We start from the raw sequence: 19,356 nt of genomic DNA on the forward strand, positions 1-19,356 counted from the left end.
GGCGAGATCATCACCTGCGGCTCCTGGGCGGCCCGGCCACCGACCAGCCCGTTGACCATGAACACCGGCACCACCCAGAAGATCGTGGTGCACCACACCGCCTACCCGAACAGCACCGACTACTCGGTCAACCAGGCGATCTGGCTGGCCCGCGACATCCAGCGCCTGCACCAGGACGGCAACGGCTGGCCGGACTCCGGCCAGCACTTCACGGTCAGCCGGGGCGGGTACCTGCTGGAGGGGCGGCACCAGAGCCTCGCCGGCCTGCGTGGTGGCACCCAGCAGGTGGTGGGCGCCCACTCCCCGGGGGAGAACGGACGCGGCATCGGCATCGAGAACGAGGGCATCTACGTCACCGAGTCGCCGCCGCAGCGGCAGGTCGACGCCCTGGTCGACCTCTGCGTGGCGATCTGCGTCCAGTACCGGCTCGGCGCGCACCGGATCTTCGGGCACTGGGACTTCCAGCTCACCCAGTGCCCCGGGGCCGCCTTCTACCGGCAGTTCCCGGCGCTGCGCCGGGAGGTCGCCCGCCGGCTCGGCACCGCGCTGGCCGCCATCCCCGAGCGGACCTGGCCGGACATCCTGTCCAGCAGCCGGGGCGAGGCGGTCCGGGTGGCCCAGCACCTGCTGCGCGCCCGGGGGTACGCGGTCACCGCGAGCGGCACCTTCGACCCGGCCACCGTCACGGCCGTGGAGGACTTCCAGCGGCGCAACGGGATCACCCCGACCGGCCTCGGCGAGATCCGCGACAGCACCTGGGACCTGCTGGTGGTGCCGGTCGTCGCGGGCGGCACCGGCGAACCGGTCGCCGGCCTGCAGAGCATCCTGGCCGTCCGGGGGTACCCGGTCACCGCCACCGGCACCCTGGACACCGCCACCCGGGAGGCGGTCCGCCAACTCCAGACCCGGCACGGGCTGACCGCCACCGGCGAGGTGGACCGGCGTACCTGGTGCGCGGTGGTCGGCGGGAGCGTCCGCGAGGCGTTCCGCACCACCCTCCTGCGCCGCTGACGCCCTCCGGGCGCGCGGGCCCGGGTGTGAGGAAGGGCCCCCTGTACAACAGAAAGCGTTAACAGGGGGCCCTTCCTTACACCTCAGGCGACGACGGAGACCATCCGGCCCCGCACGACGATGACCTTGCGGGGCTCCTTGCCGGCCAGGGTGGCGGCGACCGCCTCCAGCGCCGCCGCGCGGACCGTCGCCTCGTCGGCGTCGGCGCTCACCTCGACCCGGCCCCGGACCTTGCCGTTGATCTGCACCGGGTACGTCACCGTCTCGGCCACCAGCAGGGCCGGGTCGGCGGTCGGGAAGTCGACGTAGGTCAGCGAGCCGGCGTGACCCAGTCGCCGCCACAGCTCCTCGGCGATGTGCGGGGCGAACGGGGCCAGCATCAGCACCAGCGGCTCGGCCACCTCGCGCGGGGTGGCCGGCAGCCGGGTCACCGCGTTGGTCAGCTCGATCAGCTTGGCGATCGCGGTGTTGAACCGGATGCCCGCCATGTCGCCCCGGACCCCGTCGACGACCTTGTGCAGCAGCCGGCGGGTGGCCTCGTCGGCCGGGTCGTCGGTGACCCGGGAGGCGCCGGTCTGCTCGTCGACCACCGCCCGCCAGACCCGCTGCAGGAAGCGGTACGAGCCGACGACCGCCCGGGTCTCCCAGGGGCGGGAGACCTCCAGCGGGCCCATCGACATCTCGTACACCCGGAAGGTGTCCGCCCCGTACGCGGCGCACATCTCGTCCGGGGTGACCACGTTGCGCAGGGACTTGCCCATCTTGCCGTACTCGCGCCGGACCTCGGTCTCGCCGTGCAGGAACCGGCCGTCGACCTCGACGACCTCCTCGGCCGGCACGTACGCGCCCCGCGCGTCGGTGTACGCGTACGCCTGGATGTAGCCCTGGTTGAACAGCCGGCGGAACGGCTCGAACGACGACACGTGCCCCAGGTCGTACAGCACCTTGTGCCAGAAGCGGGCGTACAGCAGGTGCAGCACGGCGTGCTCGGCGCCGCCGACGTACAGGTCGGTGCCCCCGCAGTCGCCCTCGGCCTGCGGCCCCATCCAGTACCGCTCGTTCTCCGCGTCGACGAACCGCCCGCTGTTGGTCGGGTCCAGGTAACGCAGCTCGTACCAGCAGGAGCCGGCCCACTGCGGCATGACGTTGGTCTCCCGGGTGTACCGCTGCGGGCCGTCGCCCAGGTCCAGCTCCACCTCGACCCAGTCGCGCCGGCGCGACAACGGGGTCTCCGGGTCGCTGTCGGCGTCCTCGGGGTCGAAGGTGCGCGGGGCGAAGTCGTCCACCTCGGGCAGCTCGACCGGCAGCATCGACTCGGGCAACGCGATTGCCGCGCCGGTAGCGTCGTACACGATCGGGAACGGCTCGCCCCAGTACCGCTGCCGGGAGAACAGCCAGTCCCGCAGCCGGTAGGTGACCGCGCCGCTGCCGTGGCCGCTGGCCTCCAGCCACTCGATGATCCGGGCCTTGGCCTCGGCCACGCCCAGACCGTTCAGGTCCACCCCGCGCTCGACGCTGGCGCTGTTGACCGCCGGCCCGTCCCCGGTGAACGCCGTGCCGGCGAAGCCCTCGGGCGGCTGCACGGTGCGCACGATCGGCAGGTCGAAGACCTCGGCGAAGTCCCAGTCCCGCTCGTCCTGGGCGGGCACCGCCATGATCGCGCCGGTGCCGTAGCCGGCCAGCACGTAGTCGGCGACGAAGACGGGGATGTCGCCGCCGGTGACCGGGTTGGTGGCGTACGCCCCGACGAAGACGCCGGTCTTCTCCCGGGTCTCGGTCTGCCGCTCGACGTCGGTCTTGGCCGCCGCCGCCTTCCGGTACGCCTCGACGGCCGCCCGGGGGCTGGCGTGCCCACCGGTCCAGGCGTCCTTCGTCCCCGCCGGCCAGGCCGCCGGGACCAGCGCGTCGACCAGCTCGTGCTCGGGGGCCAGCACCATGTAGGTGGCCCCGAAGACGGTGTCCGGCCGGGTCGTGAACACCCGCACCGGCCCGGCGGCGGTCGGGAAGTCGATGTGCGCGCCGGTCGAGCGGCCGATCCAGTTGCGCTGCATCAGCTTGATCGGCTCGGGCCAGTCCAGGGTGTCCAGGTCGTCCAGCAGCCGGTCGGCGTACGCGGTGATCCGCATCATCCACTGCTTGAGGTTCCGCTTGAAGACCGGGAAGTTGCCCCGCTCCGAGCGACCGTCGGCGGTGACCTCCTCGTTGGCCAGCACGGTGCCCAGCCCCGGGCACCAGTTCACCGGCGCCTGCGAGACGTACGCCAGCCGGTGGTCGTCGACGACCGCCCGCCGCTGCGCCGGGGTCAGCTCCGCCCAGGGACGCCCGTCCGGGGTGGGCCGGGTGCCGGCCTCGAACGCGGCGACCAGCTCGTCGATCGGGCGGGCCCGACGCGCGTCCGTGTCGTACCAGGAGTTGAAGACCTGCAGGAAGATCCACTGGGTCCAGCGGTAGAAGTCGGTGTCGATGGTGGCCACCGACCGCCGCTCGTCGTGGGCCAGTCCCAGCCGGCGTAGCTGCGCCTTGTACCGCTCGATGTTCGCCTCGGTGGTGGTGCGCGGGTGGGTGCCGGTCTGCACCGCGTACTGCTCGGCGGGCAGGCCGAACGCGTCGAAGCCCATCGCGTGCAGCACGTTGCGCCCGGCCATCCGCTGGAACCGGGCGTAGCAGTCGGTGCCGATGTAGCCCAGCGGGTGCCCCACGTGCAGGCCGGCCCCGGAGGGGTACGGGAACATGTCCAGCACGTACAGCTTCTCCGCGCCGGCACGGGGGTGGGCCGGGTCGGCCAGCGGGCCGGTCGGGTTCGGGGCGTGGAAGGTGCCCTCCCGCTCCCAGGTGTCCTGCCACCGGCGCTCGATCTCGCCGGCCAGCTCCGCGGTGTACCGGTACGGGGGAATGTCGCCCGTCGGTGCGGCGGCCTCACTCATGGCGTTCTCCTCGGCGCGGTCGTCTCGTCGTCGGTGGGAAGTCTGCTGCGGGCACTGCTGTGGGCACGAAAAAGCCCCTCACGCAGGAGGGGCCGCCGTGCTGTCGCCGCGTCGTCGGCGCGTCAGCACGGCCCGGTAAGGAGCAGGAAGACTCCGGCCACGTCCGGCAGTGTACCCCGCCCCCGCGTCCGGCCGCCGAGCGCCGGTCACCGCCGGTGGTGAACCGGACCCGCCCCGGGTCCGTGATTGCGGGTGGATCACCGGTCACCCCGGGTGGTCACGGACCCGGGCCGGTCCGGTCGGCAACTCCCCCGACCTGGCGAATATCGGGGCGTAACCGACCGTCTACCTGCGGGGGTCGGCGATGACGACAAACATGGTTAGCCTGAGAGACCAGTGAGATTCCTGCGGCAGACGAGGCTCGACGTCGCGACACGAGGGTTCCGGCGCGCCGCTGGCGACCGGGGCTCGCCGGCGAGCTGCCGTCGGAGGCGACGAGGAGGAGGCCCGTGACACAACAGACCTGGGACGAGGTGGGCGGCCTGTTGCCGCACGACGAGTTCCGCACCGCCAGCGAAGCCATCGTGACCAACATCGAACAGGTCATCGAGGGCAAGACCGCCACGGTGCGCCTCGCCCTGGCCGTCCTGCTCGCCGAGGGTCACCTGCTCATCGAGGACGTCCCGGGGGTGGGCAAGACCAAGCTGGCCAAGGCGCTCGCCCGCTCCATCGACTGTTCGGTACGGCGCATCCAGTTCACCCCCGACCTGCTGCCCAGCGACGTCACCGGGGTCAGCGTCTACAACCAGGAGACGCACGACTTCGAGTTCCGCCCGGGTGCGGTCTTCGCCAACCTCGTCGTCGGCGACGAGATCAACCGGGCCTCGCCGAAGACCCAGTCGGCGCTGCTGGAGTGCATGGAGGAGCGGCAGGTCACCGTCGACGGGGTCACCTACCAGCTCCAGACGCCGTTCATGGTGATCGCCACCCAGAACCCGATCGAGATGGAGGGGACCTACCCGCTGCCCGAGGCGCAGCGGGACCGGTTCACCGCCCGGATCGCCATGGGGTACCCGGGTCAGGCCGCCGAGCTGGCGATGCTGGACGGGCACGGGGCCACCGACCCGTTGCAGGAGCTGCGCCCGGTCTCCGACGCGGCGACGGTCCGCCAGCTCATCGCGCACGTCCGCCAGGTGCACGTCGCCGACGCCGTCAAGCAGTACGCGATCGACCTGGTCACCGCCACCCGCGAGGCCCCCGAGCTGCGCCTGGGCGCCTCCCCCCGGGCCACCCTCCAGCTCCTGCGCACCGCCCGCGCGGTGGCCGCGCTGGAGGGACGGGACTACGTCCTCCCCGACGACCTGCAGGCGCTGGCCGTGCCGGTCATGGCGCACCGGATCATCCCGACGGCGGACGCCCAGCTCGCCCGGCGCACCACCGACGCGATCGTCTCCGACCTGGTGCACCGGCTGCCGCTGCCGCACGACCGGCAACGGTCCCCGTACGACACCCGGCCGAGCGCCGGCAACGGTCGCCCGCCCTACGAGCCCCGGAGGCCGTGACCGTGCGCGACGGGCTGCGCGGCCTGACCACCCGGGGTCGGTCCTTCCTCGCCGCAGCGGTGGCGGCGGCCATCTCCGCCGCGATCCTCGGCGAGAAGGACCTGCTCCGGGTGGCCGTCCTCCTGGCCATCCTGCCGCTGCTCGGGGCCGCCTACGTCGGGCGGAGCCGGTACAAGCTGGCGTGCAGCCGGTCGCTGGATCCGCACCGGGTGCCGGTGGGGGCCAGTTCCCGGGTGGTGCTGCGGTTGCAGAACCTGTCCCGGCTGCCCACCGGCACCCTGCTCCTGGAGGACCGGCTGCCGTACGCGCTGGGCAGCCGGCCCCGGGTGGTGCTGGAACGCCTCGGCGCGCACCAGGCCAGTTCGGTGGCGTACACCGTCCGGGCCGACGTGCGGGGCCGGTACGAGGTCGGTCCGCTGGTGGTCCGGATGACCGACCCGTTCGGGCTCTGCGAGCTGAGCCGCTCCTTTCCCAGCACCGACCACCTCACGGTGATCCCCCAGGTCGTCCCGCTGCCGTCGGTCCGGCTCCCCGGGGAGTACGCCGGCAGCGGCGAGAGCCGGGCCCGGTCGGTGGCGGTGCACGGCGAGGACGACGCGGCGACCCGGGAGTACCGGCGCGGCGACGACCTGCGCCGGGTGCACTGGAAGTCCACCGCCCGCACCGGCGAGCTGATGGTGCGCCGGGAGGAGCAGCCCTGGGAGAGCCGGGCGACCGTGGTGCTGGACACCCGGGCGTGGGGCCACCGGGGCGACGGGCCGACGGCCAGCTTCGAGTGGGCGGTCTCCGCCGCCGCGAGCATCGCCGTGCACCTGCGGCAGGCCGGGTACAAGCTGCGCCTGGTCACCGGCTCGGGGGTGGACGTCGACGCCGGGGAGGGCGCCGGCGAGGGGCTGCTGCTGGACCACCTTGCCGACGTCCGGCTGGACAAGCACACCGAGATCACCTCGCTGGTGCAGCGGGTCCGCCAGCGCGCCGACGGCGGTCTGATCATCGCGCTGCTCGGGTCGCTGGACACCGCCGAGGCCGAACTGCTGTCCGGGCTGCGGGGCAACGGCGCGACCTGCGTCGGTTTCGCGCTGGACAGCTCGACCTGGCTCAACCTGCCCGACAAGGCGCGGGCCGAGGCCGAGCACGCGCACGGCACCGCCGCGCTGGCCCTGCTCCAGAACGGCTGGCGGGTCATCGGCGTCGACCACGGCGCCCGGCTCCCGGCGCTGTGGCCGCAGGTCGCCCGGGGCTCGCAGGGCTTCGCGCAGCGGGCGGCGATGGCCGAGACGGTCGCCGGGGGCGTGAAGTGAGCATCCATCACGGGAACGGGGTGTACCGGTGACCGCGCACCGTAATCTCGGGTTCGTCGCCGCCGTGGCGACGCTGCTCGCCTCGGCGCCGCTGTCGGCCATCTTCGAGCGGTGGACGTGGCTGCTCCAGTCGGCCGTGGCGGTCGCCGCGGTGGCCGGGGCGGCGGCGCTGGCCCGGCTGGTCCGGGCCCCGCTGTGGGGTCAGGTGCTGGGCATGCTCGCCGGCCTGCTGCTGGCGTTGACCTGGCTGTTCCCCGGCGGCACCGGGCTGGCCGCGCTGGTGCCCACCCCGGCCACCTTCGACCACTTCGGCGCGTTGCTGAACGCCTCGGTCGAGGACATGCGCTCCTACGGCGTGAAGGTGCCGGACACCGATCCGTTGCTCTTCATCGCCGTGCTGGGGATCGGGTCGGTCGCGGTGATGGTGGACCTGCTCGCCGTCGGGCTGCGCCGGCCCGCGCTGGCCGGGCTGCCGATGCTCGCCGTCTACTCGGTGCCGGTCGCCATCTATGTGGACAGCGTGCCCGCCGTCCCGTTCGTGGTCGGCGCCGCCGGGTACCTGTGGCTGCTGGTCACCGACAACATCGACCGGGTACGCCGGTTCGGCCGCCGGTTCACCGGCGAGGGCCGCGACGTCGACGTCTGGGAGGCCTCCCCGCTGGCCGCCGCCGGCCGGCGACTGGCGGTGGTCGGGGTGGCGCTGGCCATCGCCGTGCCGCTGGCCGTGCCGGGGATGTCCGGTGGGCTGCTCAACCAGTTGAGCAGCGGCGCGGGCAACGGCACCGGTGGTTTCGGGCAGGGTGGCGCCCCCGGTCGGATCGACCTGTTCGCCTCGCTCAGCGGGCAGCTCAACCAGTCCCAGGTCACCGACTTCGTCAAGGTCACCACGAACGAGGAGGAACCGTTCTACCTGCGGTACGGCGTCGCCGACCAGTTGAGCCCGGAGGGTTTCAGCGTCCGCAGCCCGAGCGGCCGGCCGGTCACCCAGGACCTGCCCGACCCGAGCCAGGGGGTACGGCCCGGGGTCGAGCAGCGCCAGTACCGGGCCACGGTGGAGGTGACCCGCAACCTGACCATGCCGCTGCTGCCGACCTACGCCGAGCCGGTACGGACCGAGGACCTCAGCGGCAACTGGCTCTACGACCGCAACCTCCAGGTCCTCTTCTCCAACCGGGAGAACTCCCGGGGCAAGAGCTACACCTTCGACTACGTACGGTCCACGTACACCCCGGCGGTGCTGCGGGAGGCGGCTCCGCTGCCGGCGGAGAACGAGCTGCGGCGGCGGTACACCATCACCCCGCCGGTCCGCGAGGTCGAGCAACTGGTCACCGAGCTGATCCAGGGCGCGCGCACCGAGTACGACAAGGTGCGGGCGATCTACGACCACTTCTCGGCGGAGAACGGGTTCAGCTACCGGCTGAGCACCGAGGGCGGCACCAGCGGCCAGGACGTCGTCGACTTCCTGGAGAACAAGGTCGGCTTCTGCCAGCAGTACGCCGCCGCGATGGCGTGGCTGGTCCGGGCGGCGGGCATCCCGGCCCGGGTGGCGTTCGGGTTCACCAACGGCAGCGACCGCGAGGGCAACACGTACACGCTGACCAACCGCAACCTGCACGCCTGGACGGAGGTCTACTTCGACCGGATCGGCTGGGTGCCCTTCGACGCCACGCCGACCTACGGGGTGCAGGGGTGGAACCGCTCCGAGTGGGCCCCGGACACCGACGCGCCGGAGCCGACCACCCCGGGGGCGGAGACCCCGGTGACGCCCGACGATCCGGGGGCGTCCGCCCCGGCGAACCAGCCGGACCAGCTCGAGGAGGACGTCGACCCCGGCTTCGACCCGGCCGGTGGCGCACCGATCGACGAGGCGCCGCGCTGGCCGTGGTGGACGCTGGCCGTCCTGGCGGTGCTCGCGCTGCTGGCGGTGCCGGCACTGCGCCGGTGGTCGCTGCGCCGGCGGCGGGGCCGCCGGGTGGCCGTCCCCGTACCGGCGCCCCGGGTGGACAGTGACGCCGACCCGGCGGCCGGGGCCCGGCCGGTGGTGGTCGGGGTGGACGTCGACCAGGCCCGCGCGCACGCCCACGCGGCCTGGGACGAGCTGCTCGACACGCTGGTCGACTACCGGGTCCGGGTGGACCGCACGGAGACCCCCCGGGCCACCGCCGACCGGTTGGCCGCCGACGCGCTGACCGGCGACGAGTCCGCCACGGCGGCGGTCCGGCTGCTCGGCCGGGCCGAGGAGCGGGCCCGGTACGCCCGCGACCCGCTCACCGGCGAGGACCTGCCGCCCGCCCTGCACACGGTCCGGGGTGCCCTGGCCGGCCGGGCGGACCGGCGGACCCGGCTGACGGCGGCGGTGCTGCCCCCGTCGGTGCTGCTGCGGTGGCGCACGGCGCTGGCGGAGTCCTCGGCCCGGGTGGTGACGACGAGCGGGCGGCTCCGGTACCACCTGCTGCGGTGGAACCCGCGCCGGCTCATCGCCGGCCGCGCCGGCCGCTGAGCCGACGACGGGGGCCGAGGCATCCGCCTCGGCCCCCGTCGTCGGTCCTGCCACTGACCGATGAGGAACTGGACGACATTCTCGAAGAAGCCGCTCCTTCGGCCGGCCGCCTGCATCTTTCCTGAGCTGGAAACCGTCGGGTCTGGCGCCTCGCCACGGCTTCCTTTCGAGCTGCCCTCAGAGACGGGGCAGGACTCGGCACGGTGCGAGCGGTTCGGCGCCGGCAAGAAGCGCGAGGGTACGACGTCGGCGTGAGCGAGCCCGAAAGGTGCGGGTCAAGCGCCGAGGTCGGCTCCCGGCCGGCATGCGGTATGCCACCCGGGCGTGGGGGTGGTCTCACAGATGGGGCAGCTCGAAAGGCTCGCGGACGCTCGTCCCGGCCGCACCCGGCCCTGCCGCTGTTGTCGCCGTCAGGTTTACTGGTTGACCACACTTGCCGATCGTGAAACGCCCGTGGTTGGTGGGGCGACCCCGGAGGCCGGCGTGACTCGACCGGCCACCCTGACCGGCCTGACCCGATGATCCAGGATCTGCTCAACGGAATGATCCGGGCACGTGCCCGGCACCACCTGGACGCCGTTGGACGGACATGCCGGGGCCCGGCGGGTCACCGGCGCGTTCCGGTGACCCGGAGCACCGCCTGTCGACCCGGCCGCGTCAGCGGCCGGGTCCGGTCAGCGGTGCCCCTCCGGGCGCTGCCGCCACCGGTCCTCCATGCGGTCCAGCAGCGACGACCGACGCCCCGACCGTCCCCCACCACGGGAACGTCGGCGGCTCGTCGTGCCACCCACCACGTGCAGGTCCGGCGACTGCGACCGACGGTGCGACTGCACCGCGAAAGCCGCCGAGGCCAGCATGACGACGAAGCCCGCCACCGCCAGCGGTGGAGTCTTGATCACCGCACCGTAGACCAGTAGGGCGAGACCAGCGATGATCACACCGGCAGCGACGAGCAGGCGACGCCGCGCGTGGAAACGCGGGTCGCTGGCGCGCACGGCCGAGGCGAATTTGGGGTCCTCGGCAAGCGACCGCTCGATCTGCTCGAACAGCCGCTGCTCGTGCTCCGAGAGCGGCACGGCACTCCTCCCCGGTCACGTTGGTCGGCCCGGTCGGGTCGACAGACCGTGGCAGCCATCCGGCTGCTTACCCGCAAGTCTACGAGGGGGGTCGCGCGTCGGAAAGCGGGACGACCTATGGCCGGGGTGGATTTTCATTTCGGTGGGGATCGGCTCTGCCGAGCAGACTAGCCGGACCTATGACGGACCGCCCGAATCGGGCAGCCGCGGCGTCCGCGGCGGCCTCCGCCTCCCGCCACCCCCGCTCGGGCGCGCCGAGCGCGAGTTGCCGTGGGGTCTGCGCCGCGGGGGCGAGCCCCTCCATCCGGACCCCGACGAGCCGGATCGGCTCGCTCGGGTCGAGGGCGGTGAAGAGCGCCCAGGCGGTGTCGAACATCTCCCGGGCGGTGTCGGTGGGCACATCCAGGGTGCGGGACCGACTGACCGTCCGGAAGTCGGCCAGTCGCACCTTGAGCGCCACGGTCCGCCCGACCTGACCGGCCCGGCGCAGCCGCCCACCCACCTTGTCGGCGAGGGCGAGCAGCGCCCGCCGCAGCTCCCGCCGGTCGGTGACGTCGACGTCGAAGGTCACCTCGGCGCCGATCGACTTCTCCACCTGCTCGGGGCTGACCCGACGCGGGTCCCGCCCGGCGGCCAGCTCCCGCAGGTGGGTCGCGGCGGCCTCGCCGAGCGCCCGGCGCAGCATGCCGTACGGCGCCTCGGCCACCTCGCCGATGGTGTTCAGCCCCAACCGGCGCAGGGTCTGCTCCGACCGCTCCCCCACCCCCCACAACGCCGCCACCGGCAACGGGTGCAGGAAGTCGAGCACCCGCGCGGCCGGCACCACCAGCAGGCCGTCCGGCTTGGCCCGGGTCGAGCCGAGCTTGGCCACGAACTTGCTCGGCGCGACCCCAACCGAGCAGGTCAGCCCCGTCTTCCCGGCCACCCGGGCGCGGATCGACCGGGCGATCTCGGCCGGTCGGCCGAACAGCCGGCGCGCACCGGCCACGTCCAGGAACGCCTCGTCCAGGGAGATCGGCTCGACCAGCGGGGTGACGTCCCGGAAGACGTCCATCACCGCCCGGGAGGCGGTCGTGTACCGGGTGAAGTCCGGCGGGAGGTAGACCGCGTGCGGGCAGAGCGCCCGCGCCCGCGCGGTGGGCATGGCGCTGCGGACGCCGTACCGGCGGGCCTCGTAGCTGGCCGAGCTGACCACGCCACGCGGGCCGGTCCCGCCCACCACCACGGGCCGCCCGCGCAGCTCCGGCCGGTCCCGCACCTCCACGGAGGCGTAGAAGGCGTCCATGTCGACGTGCAGGATCGGACACCCGGTGTCGTCGGCGTCCGGGCCGAAGCGCGGGTCACCGCCTCGTGGCAACGACTGACTCCGACCCATTCCGGCAGGCTAGCCCCCGGGTCCGACAGGTTCGCCGACCAACCCCGCGCCGGCCGGGTGGCCGGGCTGCCGGCCGGGTCAGCCCCGGACGACCAGCAGGGGCACGGTCATCTCGGCGGCGGTGTCCGCGCCGTGGTACCCGACCAGCCGGGCCGCCATCGGCGGCTCGGAGGCGGTGGCGACCACCACGTACGTGTCCCGGCAGACCACCACCACGTCCCCGATCCGGGCCAGGTGCGCCGGAGCCACCGGCCCGAACCAGCCGGCGGCGACCGCCTCGTCGCGGGTGGTGACCCGGGCCGTCCCGCCGAGCACCGCCGACCAGGCGGCCACCACGTCGGCCTGCGCGCTCGGCTCCACGTGCAGGTAGCGGACCCGGGGCTCGCCGGCGACGAGCCGTACCCCGGCCCGCAGGCGGGGATCGGTGTCCAGGTCGAAGCGGTGCTCCACCGGGACGTTGAGCTGCCCGTGGTCGGCGGTGACCAGCAGCGCGGCGTCCGCCGGCAGGCCGTCCACCAGCCGGGCCAGCAGCTCGTCCACCTCGGCCGCGGCGGCCTGCCAGCGGGCCGAGTCGACGCCGTCGAGGTGCCCGTACCGGTCCAGGTCGGGGTGGTACGCGGAGACCAGGGTGGGCCCGGAGCCGGCGGCCAGCGCGGTCAGCACCGCCCCGGCGAGGGCGTCCACGCCGGCGGCGCCCCGGAAGTCACCGCCCCGGTTCGCGGCCAGGGTCAGGCCGCTGCCGGCGAACTCCGGCCGGCTGACCACGGTGGTGGCGACCCCGGCGGCGCGGGCCCGCGTCAACTGGGTCGGCACCGGCTGCCAGCGCAGCGGGTCCGGGTCGTCGGCCCACTCGACGTGGCTGAGCACCCGGTCGCCGCCGGGCACCCGGACCCGGAAGCCGAGCACCCCGTGCTCCCCCGGCGACGCGCCGGTGCCGAGCGTCACCAGGCTGGTCGGGGTGGTCGACGGGAAGCCGGTGACAATCGGCCGGCCGACGGTGGCGGCGAGGCCGGCCAGGGTCGGCGCGTGCCGGGCCGCGACGGGGAGTTGGTACCAGCCGAGGCCGTCGACGAGCAGGACGGCGATCCGGCGGACCCCGGCGAGGCCGGGCAGCAGCCCGAGCCGGTCGACGGCGCCGGGCACCCCGAGCACGGCCAGCGCGCCGGGCAGCACGTCGGCCAGGCTGTCCCCGACGTATCGGGGGGAGACCGGGCTGAGCGGGTGCGGGTCGGTCATGCCGGCCGGCGGGCGAAGACGTGCAGCGCGGCGGCGAGGTCCCGGTACGGCGACCGGCCGGCCAGGGCCCGTTCCAGCTCGACCAGGGCGGCGGGCTGGCCGTCGGCGACGGCGGCGGGCAGCAGGTCGGCCAGGACCCGTACCCCGTGGATCTCCTCGACCACCGCCCCGGCGGAGCGCACCAGCGCGGTGGCGCCCTCGACGTCGAAGCGGCGGCGCAGGGTGTCCCGGGGGCCGGCGGTGCCGTCCGGGTCGGCGGCGAGCGCGGCGGCCACGTCCAGGTGCCCGTTGGTGGCGCGGGCGAGCACCGCGGCGGCCCGGCCGGCGACCAGCACGCTCGCCGCGCCGCCCGGCCGCAGGGCGGCGACCAGCGCGGCCACCACCGGGGCCGGGTCGTCGACCACCTCCAGCACGGCGTGGCAGAGGACCAGGTCGACGCTGCCCGGCTCGACCAGCCCGGCGAGCGCGTCGCCGTCGCCCTGCACCGCGCGGATCCGGTCGGCGACCCCGGCCTCGGCGGCCCGGCGGGTCAGCGCGGCGAGCGCGTCGGGGCTGGCGTCGACGACGGTGACCTGGTGGCCGGCCTGGGCCAGCGGCACGGCGAAGCCGCCGGTGCCGCCGCCGACGTCGAGAACGGTGAGTCGGGTGCCGGCGCGACGGTCCAGCTCGGCCCGCAGGACGGACCAGATCACGGCGGTACGCGGGGTCAACGGCGGCCCGGTGAGCGGGTCTCGGGTCTGCTCCACCCGGTCGAGCCTAGTCACGCCGGCCGGTGTCGCGGGGACCGCCTGGTGTCCCGGCCACGCCGGCCGGCGTCGGCTCACATCCGCGCCCCCGTCGGGGGCTCCTCCTCCGCCCGGGACCGGCGGACGTTGGCCACCGGGCCGTCGGTCACCGCGTACTCGCGCGGTTCGGGGTGGTGCGCCGGAACCCAGCCCGCGACGAGACGGGTCCGCCGCGCGTTGGCCACTCCGTTGTAGCCGTTGTTCATCCTGTCGTTCTTCCTTTCCACGACGACGGGGTTACCAGATCTTTGTCGGTGGCTGCGGGATCAGCAAGATGATCCCGCCCGCTGACCACGTCAGGGTCTCTCCCGCGGGTCGGTGCGGTAAACACCGGTGTGAAGAAGACAACGAACCGGTGCCGGGGTCGGCGGCGCGGGCCGGGTCACCGGAAGTCACGGGAGGCCGGGCTGACCGGCGGCACGATCGGGTCGAGCCGGTCGGCGGTGAGACCGGTCACCCCCTCGTGCCGGTGCAGCCGCCCCCGGACCACCAGGGCGGCGCTGGTCCGGGCCACCCGGCGGTACCGCTGCCACAGCCCCGGCGAGCAGGCGACGTTGAGCATCCCGGTCTCGTCCTCCAGGTTGAGGAAGGTCACCCCGCCGGCGGTCGCCGGGCGTTGCCGGTGGGTGACGATCCCGCCGACCCGGATCCGCCGACCCGACTCCACCTGGCCCAGCCGGGCGATCGGCACCGCGCCGAGCGCGTCGAGCTGGTCGCGGACGAACCGGGCCGGGTGGCTCTCCGGGGAGAGCCCGGTCGCCCAGACGTCGGCGACCAGGCGGTCCACCGCCGCCATCCCGGGCAGCATCGGCGCGGCGGCACCGGTCACCGTGCCGGGCAGCCGGCCCGGCCGGTCCTGGGCCGCCGCCCCGGCCGCCCAGAGCGCCTGCCGCCGGGTCAGCCCGAAACAGGCGAAGGCGTCCGCGGTGGCCAGCGCCTCGAGCTGCGCGGCGGTGAGACCGACCCGCCGGGCCAGGTCCGGCATGTCCCGGTACGGGCCGCCGACGCCGCGTTCCCGCTCGATCCGCTCCGCCACCTCCTCGCCGAGGGTCCGCACGGCGGACAGTCCCAACCGGACGGCCGGGCCGCCGAGCCCCCACTCGTGCGGCGGCTCCCCGGGCCGGCTGCCCCACCGGGTCTGCGGGGTGGACTCGCACGTCGCCTTCGCGCCGCTGGCGTTGACGTCCGGGCGGCGCACCTCGACGCCGTGCCGGCGGGCGTCGTCGACCAGGGTCTGCGGCGAGTAGAAGCCCATCGGCTGGGCGTTGAGCAGGGCGGCCAGGAACGGGCCCGGGTGGTACCGCTTGAGCCAGGAGCTGGCGTACACCAGGTAGGCGAAGCTCATCGCGTGGCTCTCCGGGAAGCCGTAGTTGGCGAAGGCGGTGAGCTTGCGGTACACGTCGTCGGCCAGCTCGCCGGTGATGCCCCGCTCGGCCATCCCGGCGTAGAGCCGGTCGGCGAGCTGCGCCATCCGCTCCACCGACCGTTTCGCCCCCATCGCCCGGCGCAACTGGTCGGCCCCGGCCGCGTCGAAGCCGGCCAGGTCGATGGCGAGCTGCATCAACTGCTCCTGGAACAGCGGCACCCCGAGGGTCTTCTCCAGCGCGTTGCGCATCAGCGGGTGCGGGTACGTCACCGGCTCCTGGCCGTTCTTGCGCCGGATGTACGGGTGCACCGAGCCGCCCTGGATCGGGCCGGGCCGGATCAGCGCCACCTCCACCACCAGGTCGTAGAACTCCCGGGGCTTCAGCCGGGGCAGGGTGGCCATCTGGGCGCGGCTCTCCACCTGGAACACCCCGACCGAGTCGGCCCGGCAGAGCATGTCGTACACCTCGGGGTCGTCCAGGGTCATGTCGCCGAGGTCGAGGGTCATGCCGATCATGTCGTAGCCGTAGTGCAGGGCGGAGAGCATGCCGAGGCCGAGCAGGTCGAACTTGACCAGCCCGACGGCGGCGCAGTCGTCCTTGTCCCACTGGAGCACGCTGCGGCCGGGCATCCGCCCCCACTCCACCGGGCAGACCTCGATCACCGGCCGGTCGCAGATCACCATCCCGCCGGAGTGGATGCCCAGGTGCCGGGGGACGGTCTGCACCTCGTCGGCGTACGCCACCACCTGCTCGGGGATGTCCTCCACATCGACGGTGGCGACCGCGCCCCAGCGGTCGATCTGCTTGCTCCAGGCGTCCTGCTGCCCGGGGGAGAACCCGAACGCCTTGGCCACGTCCCGCACCGCCGACCGGGGCCGGTACGAGATGACGTTGGCGACCTGGGCGGTGTGCTCCCGGCCGTACCGGGCGTAGACGTGCTGGATCACCTCCTCCCGGCGGTCGGACTCGATGTCCACGTCGATGTCGGGCGGGCCGTCGCGTTCCGGGGCGAGGAAGCGCTCGAAGAGCAGCCGGTGCCGCACCGCGTCCACGTTGGTGATCCGCAGCGCGTAGCAGACCGCCGAGTTCGCCGCCGACCCCCGCCCCTGGCAGTAGATGTCCTGCTCCCGGCAGAACGTGACGATGTCGTAGACCACCAGGAAGTAGCCGGGGAAGCCCAGTTCCTCGATCATGTTCAGCTCGTGGTCGAGCTGCGCGTACGCCTCGGGGTGCGCCTGCGGGGGGCCGTACCGTTCCCGGGCGCCGTCCAGGGTGAGCCGGCGCAGCCAGCTCATCTCGGTGTGCCCGGCCGGCACCGGGTACGCCGGGAGCTGCGGCGCGACCAGTTGGAGGTCGAAGGCGAGTTCCGCGCCGAACTCGGCGGCCCGGGCCACCGCCCCCGGGTACGCGGCGAACCGGGCCGCCATCTCCGCCCCGCTGCGCAGGTGGGCGGTACCGGCGGCGGGCAGCCACCCGTCGATCTCGTCCAGGCTGCGCCGGGCCCGGACCGCGGCCAGCGCGGTGGCCAGCCGGCGTCGCCCCGGGGTGGCGTAGTGCACGTTGTTGGTGGCCACCGTGGGCAGCCCGGCGGCGGCGGCCAGCTCGGCGAGGGCGTCGTTGCGGTCGGCGTCGACCGGGTGGCCGTGGTCGGTCAGCTCCACCGCCACCGTCTCCGCGCCGAACAGGTCGGTGAGCCGGTCCAGCTCCCGGGCCGCCGCGTCCACCCCCTCGGTGAGCAGGGCCGCCGGCACGTGCCCCTTGCGGCAGCCGGTGAGCACCAGCACGTGGTCGCGCAGCTCGGCGGCGACCTCGGCCAGCTCCCCGTAGACCGGGCGGCCCTTCTCGCCGCCGCGCAACTGGGCGCGGGCGATGGTGGCGGCCAACCGGGCGTACCCCTCGTGGCCGTGCGCGAGCACCAGCAGGTGGCTGCCGTGCGGGTCCGGCTCGCCGTTCTGCGGGCCGGGCAGCCCCAGCGACAGCTCGGCGCCGAAGACGGTCGGCAGGTGCAGCGTCCGGGCCGCCTCGGCGAACCGGACCACGCCGTAGAAGCCGTCGTGGTCGGTGACGGCGAGCGCGGTCAACCCCAGCCGGGCGGCCTCCTCGGCCAGGTCCTCCGGGTGGCTGGCCCCGTCGAGGAAGCTGAAGGTGCTGTGCGCGTGCAGCTCGGCGTACGGCACCTCGGCGGCGGGCCGCCCCGGTGGGCCGTCCCGGTCGGTCCGGGGCCGGTACGGCTGGCGGCTGCGGCTCCAGGCGGGGGCGTCCCCACCGTCGGCGTCGACCGCGAGGGGGTCCACCACGTGCAGGTGCCGCCCGCCGTCGCCGCGCCCGCCGGCACCGCGCCCGGCCCCGCCGGCGGGTCGGCCGGACAGCACCCGTTCCAGCTCCGACCAGGGCAGCCTCGGATTGTGGAAGCTCACCGGACCCCTCCGTCGCCGGCGCTGCGGTCAGTCATAGATCGCCTCCACCCGCCACTGGCCCGCCGCCACCGCGAGCAGCAGGGCCGTACCGTCGGCCAGGCAGACCTGGAACCGGGCCCGCCGGCTCGCCTCGGCCGGCGCCCACCAGCGCTCGTCCACCGGCCACGGGCCGGCCCACCCCACGATCTCGGCCGGCGCCGCCGTACCCACGGTCAGGTCGGCCGGGGCGGCGGTGAGCTGGAGCCGGGCGCTCACCCCGACCAGCTGGCCGGCGGCGTCCCGCACGGTCGCGGCGAGCGGACTGGGCAGCACCAGGGCCGGAGCGGGCGGGGGGAGCCGTCCCGGCCAGGGCGGGACGTCCGACCGGGCCGGCAGGCGTTCGTCCCCCCAGGGGACCAGGCGGACCTGCTCGGCCGGGGACCGCCCGCCGCCCAGCACCGCGGTGACCACCGCGTCGGGCCCGAGGATGCCCTGCACCCGACTCAGCGCCCGGTGCGCCCGCTCCCGTTCCGCGCCGCTCTCCCCCCACAGGCCGGGTTGCAGCCCCACCTGGGCGACCAGCCCGTCGGGCACCAGCCGGAGCCGGACGATCCCGGCGCTCGGGCGGGGTGGCCGGGCCCCCCGCCGGTGGTGGCCGCCGGAGAGCCACCCGTCGAGCTGCCAGCGGACCCGGTCCGCGACGGCCCCGGCGGTGAGCAGGCCGTCGTGCCGCCACACCCGGTGCAGTTCCTCCCCGTGCGCGGTGACCGCCTCGATGCCGAGCCGGGTGCAGGCCAGCCCGTGCGCGGTGAGCCGGTCGTGGAACTGCTCGGCGAGGGCCCGCGCGGCGAACGCCGCCGCGTCGACCCGGTCCAGCGGTTCGTCGTACCCGGCGGTCACCGTCAGGTCGGCCGGCGGCTGCCGGGGGGCGGGCGGACGGTGGTCCCGGCCGGCGGCGAGCCGGTGGGCCAGCGCGCCGTCGACGCCGAACCGGGCCAGGACGTCACCGGCGGGCAGCGCGGCGAACTCGCCCAGGGTGCGGATCCCCAGCCGGCGCAGCAGGTCGACCAGGGCCGGGCGGCCGAGCGCCGCGACCGGCAGGCCGGCGAGGAACTCCGGCGTCGCGCCGGGCGGCACGATCCGTCCGGTACGGGCGGCCAGCCCGGCGGCGAAGACCCCGTCCGCGATGCCCACCTGGCTCTCCACCACGCAGCTCTGGGCCACGTGCTCGACGAGCCGTTCGGCGGCGGCCTCCTCGCCGCCCAGGTACCGCGCCGGGCCACGGACGGCCACCGCGCAGGCACCGGGACGGAGCACCTCCACCCCGGCGACCACCGCCTCGACGGCGGCGACCACCGGCTCGAACGCGCGGGCGTCCCGGTCGGGGTCGTACTCGACCACCGTCACCTGGGGGCACCGGCCCTGCGCCTCCCGCTTGCGCAGGCCACGGCGGACCCCCTCGGCCCGGGCCCGCTCGGAGCAGGCGACGACCCGGTTGGCGCGCAGCACGGCGACCGGGCCGGTGGCCGGAATCCCGTCGACGATCTCGGCGGCGACGACCGGCCAGTCCGGGCACCAGAGCAGCAGGGTCCGGACCGGGGTCACCCGACACCACCGGGGTACCTCCGGGTGCCCTCCACGCCAGGCCGGCCCACGACGGGCCGGCTCATGACGGGCCGGCTCATGACGGGCCGGCCCTGGTGGGGATGCCGGCCGGGGCGGTCCCCTCCACCGCCCCGGCCGGCGGTACCGCCCGGAGCCGACCAGCGGCCGACCGGCCGGTGACCGGCCCGGGTGGCGTCGACGGGCCGATGCCCCCCGCC

At 74.8% G+C, this 19,356-nt stretch carries 12 protein-coding genes; 4 read left to right on the top strand and 8 right to left on the bottom strand.

Going from position 1 to position 19,356, the window contains the following annotated elements:
- On the top strand, nt 1-1,011 hold a 1,011-nt coding region (locus tag AWW66_RS26235; protein ID WP_067371548.1), incomplete at its 5' end, for a peptidoglycan recognition protein family protein.
- An 83-nt stretch (nt 1,012-1,094) separates the two neighbouring features.
- Here the strand turns inward: AWW66_RS26235 and leuS are convergent.
- A complete protein-coding gene (gene leuS / locus AWW66_RS26240) occupies nt 1,095-3,935 on the bottom strand; it encodes a leucine--tRNA ligase (protein WP_067371551.1) in 2,841 nt (946 codons plus the stop codon).
- 509 nt (nt 3,936-4,444) lie between these two features.
- On the opposite strand from leuS, the gene AWW66_RS26245 reads away from it, so the two are divergent.
- Genes AWW66_RS26245 through AWW66_RS26255 form a run of 3 tightly spaced genes read left to right on the top strand, consistent with a single transcriptional unit; the run spans nt 4,445 to nt 9,298 of the window.
- Nucleotides 4,445-5,497 (top strand): AAA family ATPase, encoded by a 1,053-nt coding sequence (locus tag AWW66_RS26245; RefSeq protein ID WP_067371553.1) that lies wholly within the window; start codon nt 4,445-4,447, stop codon nt 5,495-5,497.
- Nucleotides 5,498-5,499: 2 nt separating this feature from the next.
- Nucleotides 5,500-6,798, top strand: a complete 1,299-nt coding sequence (locus AWW66_RS26250; RefSeq protein ID WP_067371574.1) for a DUF58 domain-containing protein — start codon at nt 5,500-5,502, stop codon at nt 6,796-6,798.
- Between the two features lie 28 nt (nt 6,799-6,826).
- A complete protein-coding gene (locus AWW66_RS26255) occupies nt 6,827-9,298 on the top strand; it encodes a transglutaminase TgpA family protein (RefSeq protein ID WP_067371556.1) in 2,472 nt (823 codons plus the stop codon).
- Between the two features lie 674 nt (nt 9,299-9,972).
- On the opposite strand, the gene AWW66_RS26260 is transcribed toward AWW66_RS26255, so the two are convergent.
- From AWW66_RS26260 to AWW66_RS26285, 7 genes are all read right to left on the bottom strand, one after another.
- A complete protein-coding gene (locus AWW66_RS26260) occupies nt 9,973-10,374 on the bottom strand; it encodes a DUF3040 domain-containing protein (protein WP_067371560.1) in 402 nt (133 codons plus the stop codon).
- A gap of 115 nt (nt 10,375-10,489) precedes the next feature.
- Nucleotides 10,490-11,749 (bottom strand): DNA polymerase IV, encoded by a 1,260-nt coding sequence (locus tag AWW66_RS26265; protein WP_067371563.1) that lies wholly within the window; start codon nt 11,747-11,749, stop codon nt 10,490-10,492.
- Nucleotides 11,750-11,827: 78 nt separating this feature from the next.
- Entirely contained in the window at nt 11,828-12,985 is a 1,158-nt protein-coding gene (locus AWW66_RS26270) for an alkaline phosphatase family protein (RefSeq protein ID WP_067371566.1), read from the bottom strand.
- Nucleotides 12,982-13,749 carry a methyltransferase domain-containing protein gene (locus AWW66_RS26275; RefSeq protein WP_067371577.1) on the bottom strand — a complete coding sequence of 256 codons (768 nt, stop codon included), beginning with the start codon at nt 13,747-13,749 and terminating at the stop codon, nt 12,982-12,984. The genes AWW66_RS26270 and AWW66_RS26275 overlap by 4 nt, the downstream gene beginning before the upstream one ends.
- 56 nt (nt 13,750-13,805) lie before the next feature.
- Nucleotides 13,806-13,976 carry a hypothetical protein gene (locus AWW66_RS34620; protein ID WP_169807177.1) on the bottom strand — a complete coding sequence of 57 codons (171 nt, stop codon included), beginning with the start codon at nt 13,974-13,976 and terminating at the stop codon, nt 13,806-13,808.
- Nucleotides 13,977-14,152: 176 nt separating this feature from the next.
- Nucleotides 14,153-17,554, bottom strand: a complete 3,402-nt coding sequence (locus AWW66_RS26280) for an error-prone DNA polymerase (RefSeq protein ID WP_067371569.1) — start codon at nt 17,552-17,554, stop codon at nt 14,153-14,155.
- A gap of 27 nt (nt 17,555-17,581) precedes the next feature.
- Nucleotides 17,582-19,138 (bottom strand): DNA polymerase Y family protein, encoded by a 1,557-nt coding sequence (locus AWW66_RS26285; protein WP_067371571.1) that lies wholly within the window; start codon nt 19,136-19,138, stop codon nt 17,582-17,584.
- Between the last annotated feature and the right edge of the window lie 218 nt (nt 19,139-19,356).

Origin of the sequence: Micromonospora rosaria, assembly GCF_001567585.1 — a bacterium.
GTDB lineage: Bacteria > Actinomycetota > Actinomycetes > Mycobacteriales > Micromonosporaceae > Micromonospora > Micromonospora rosaria.

Coding starts and splice junctions, on each gene's coding strand:
- AWW66_RS26265 (WP_067371563.1), bottom strand. CDS start 11,749: ATGGGTCGGAGTCAGTCGTTGCCACGAGGCGGTGACCCGCGCTTCGGC.
- AWW66_RS26270 (WP_067371566.1), bottom strand. CDS start 12,985: ATGACCGACCCGCACCCGCTCAGCCCGGTCTCCCCCCGATACGTCGGG.
- AWW66_RS34620 (WP_169807177.1), bottom strand. CDS start 13,976: ATGAACAACGGCTACAACGGAGTGGCCAACGCGCGGCGGACCCGTCTC.
- leuS (WP_067371551.1), bottom strand. CDS start 3,935: ATGAGTGAGGCCGCCGCACCGACGGGCGACATTCCCCCGTACCGGTAC.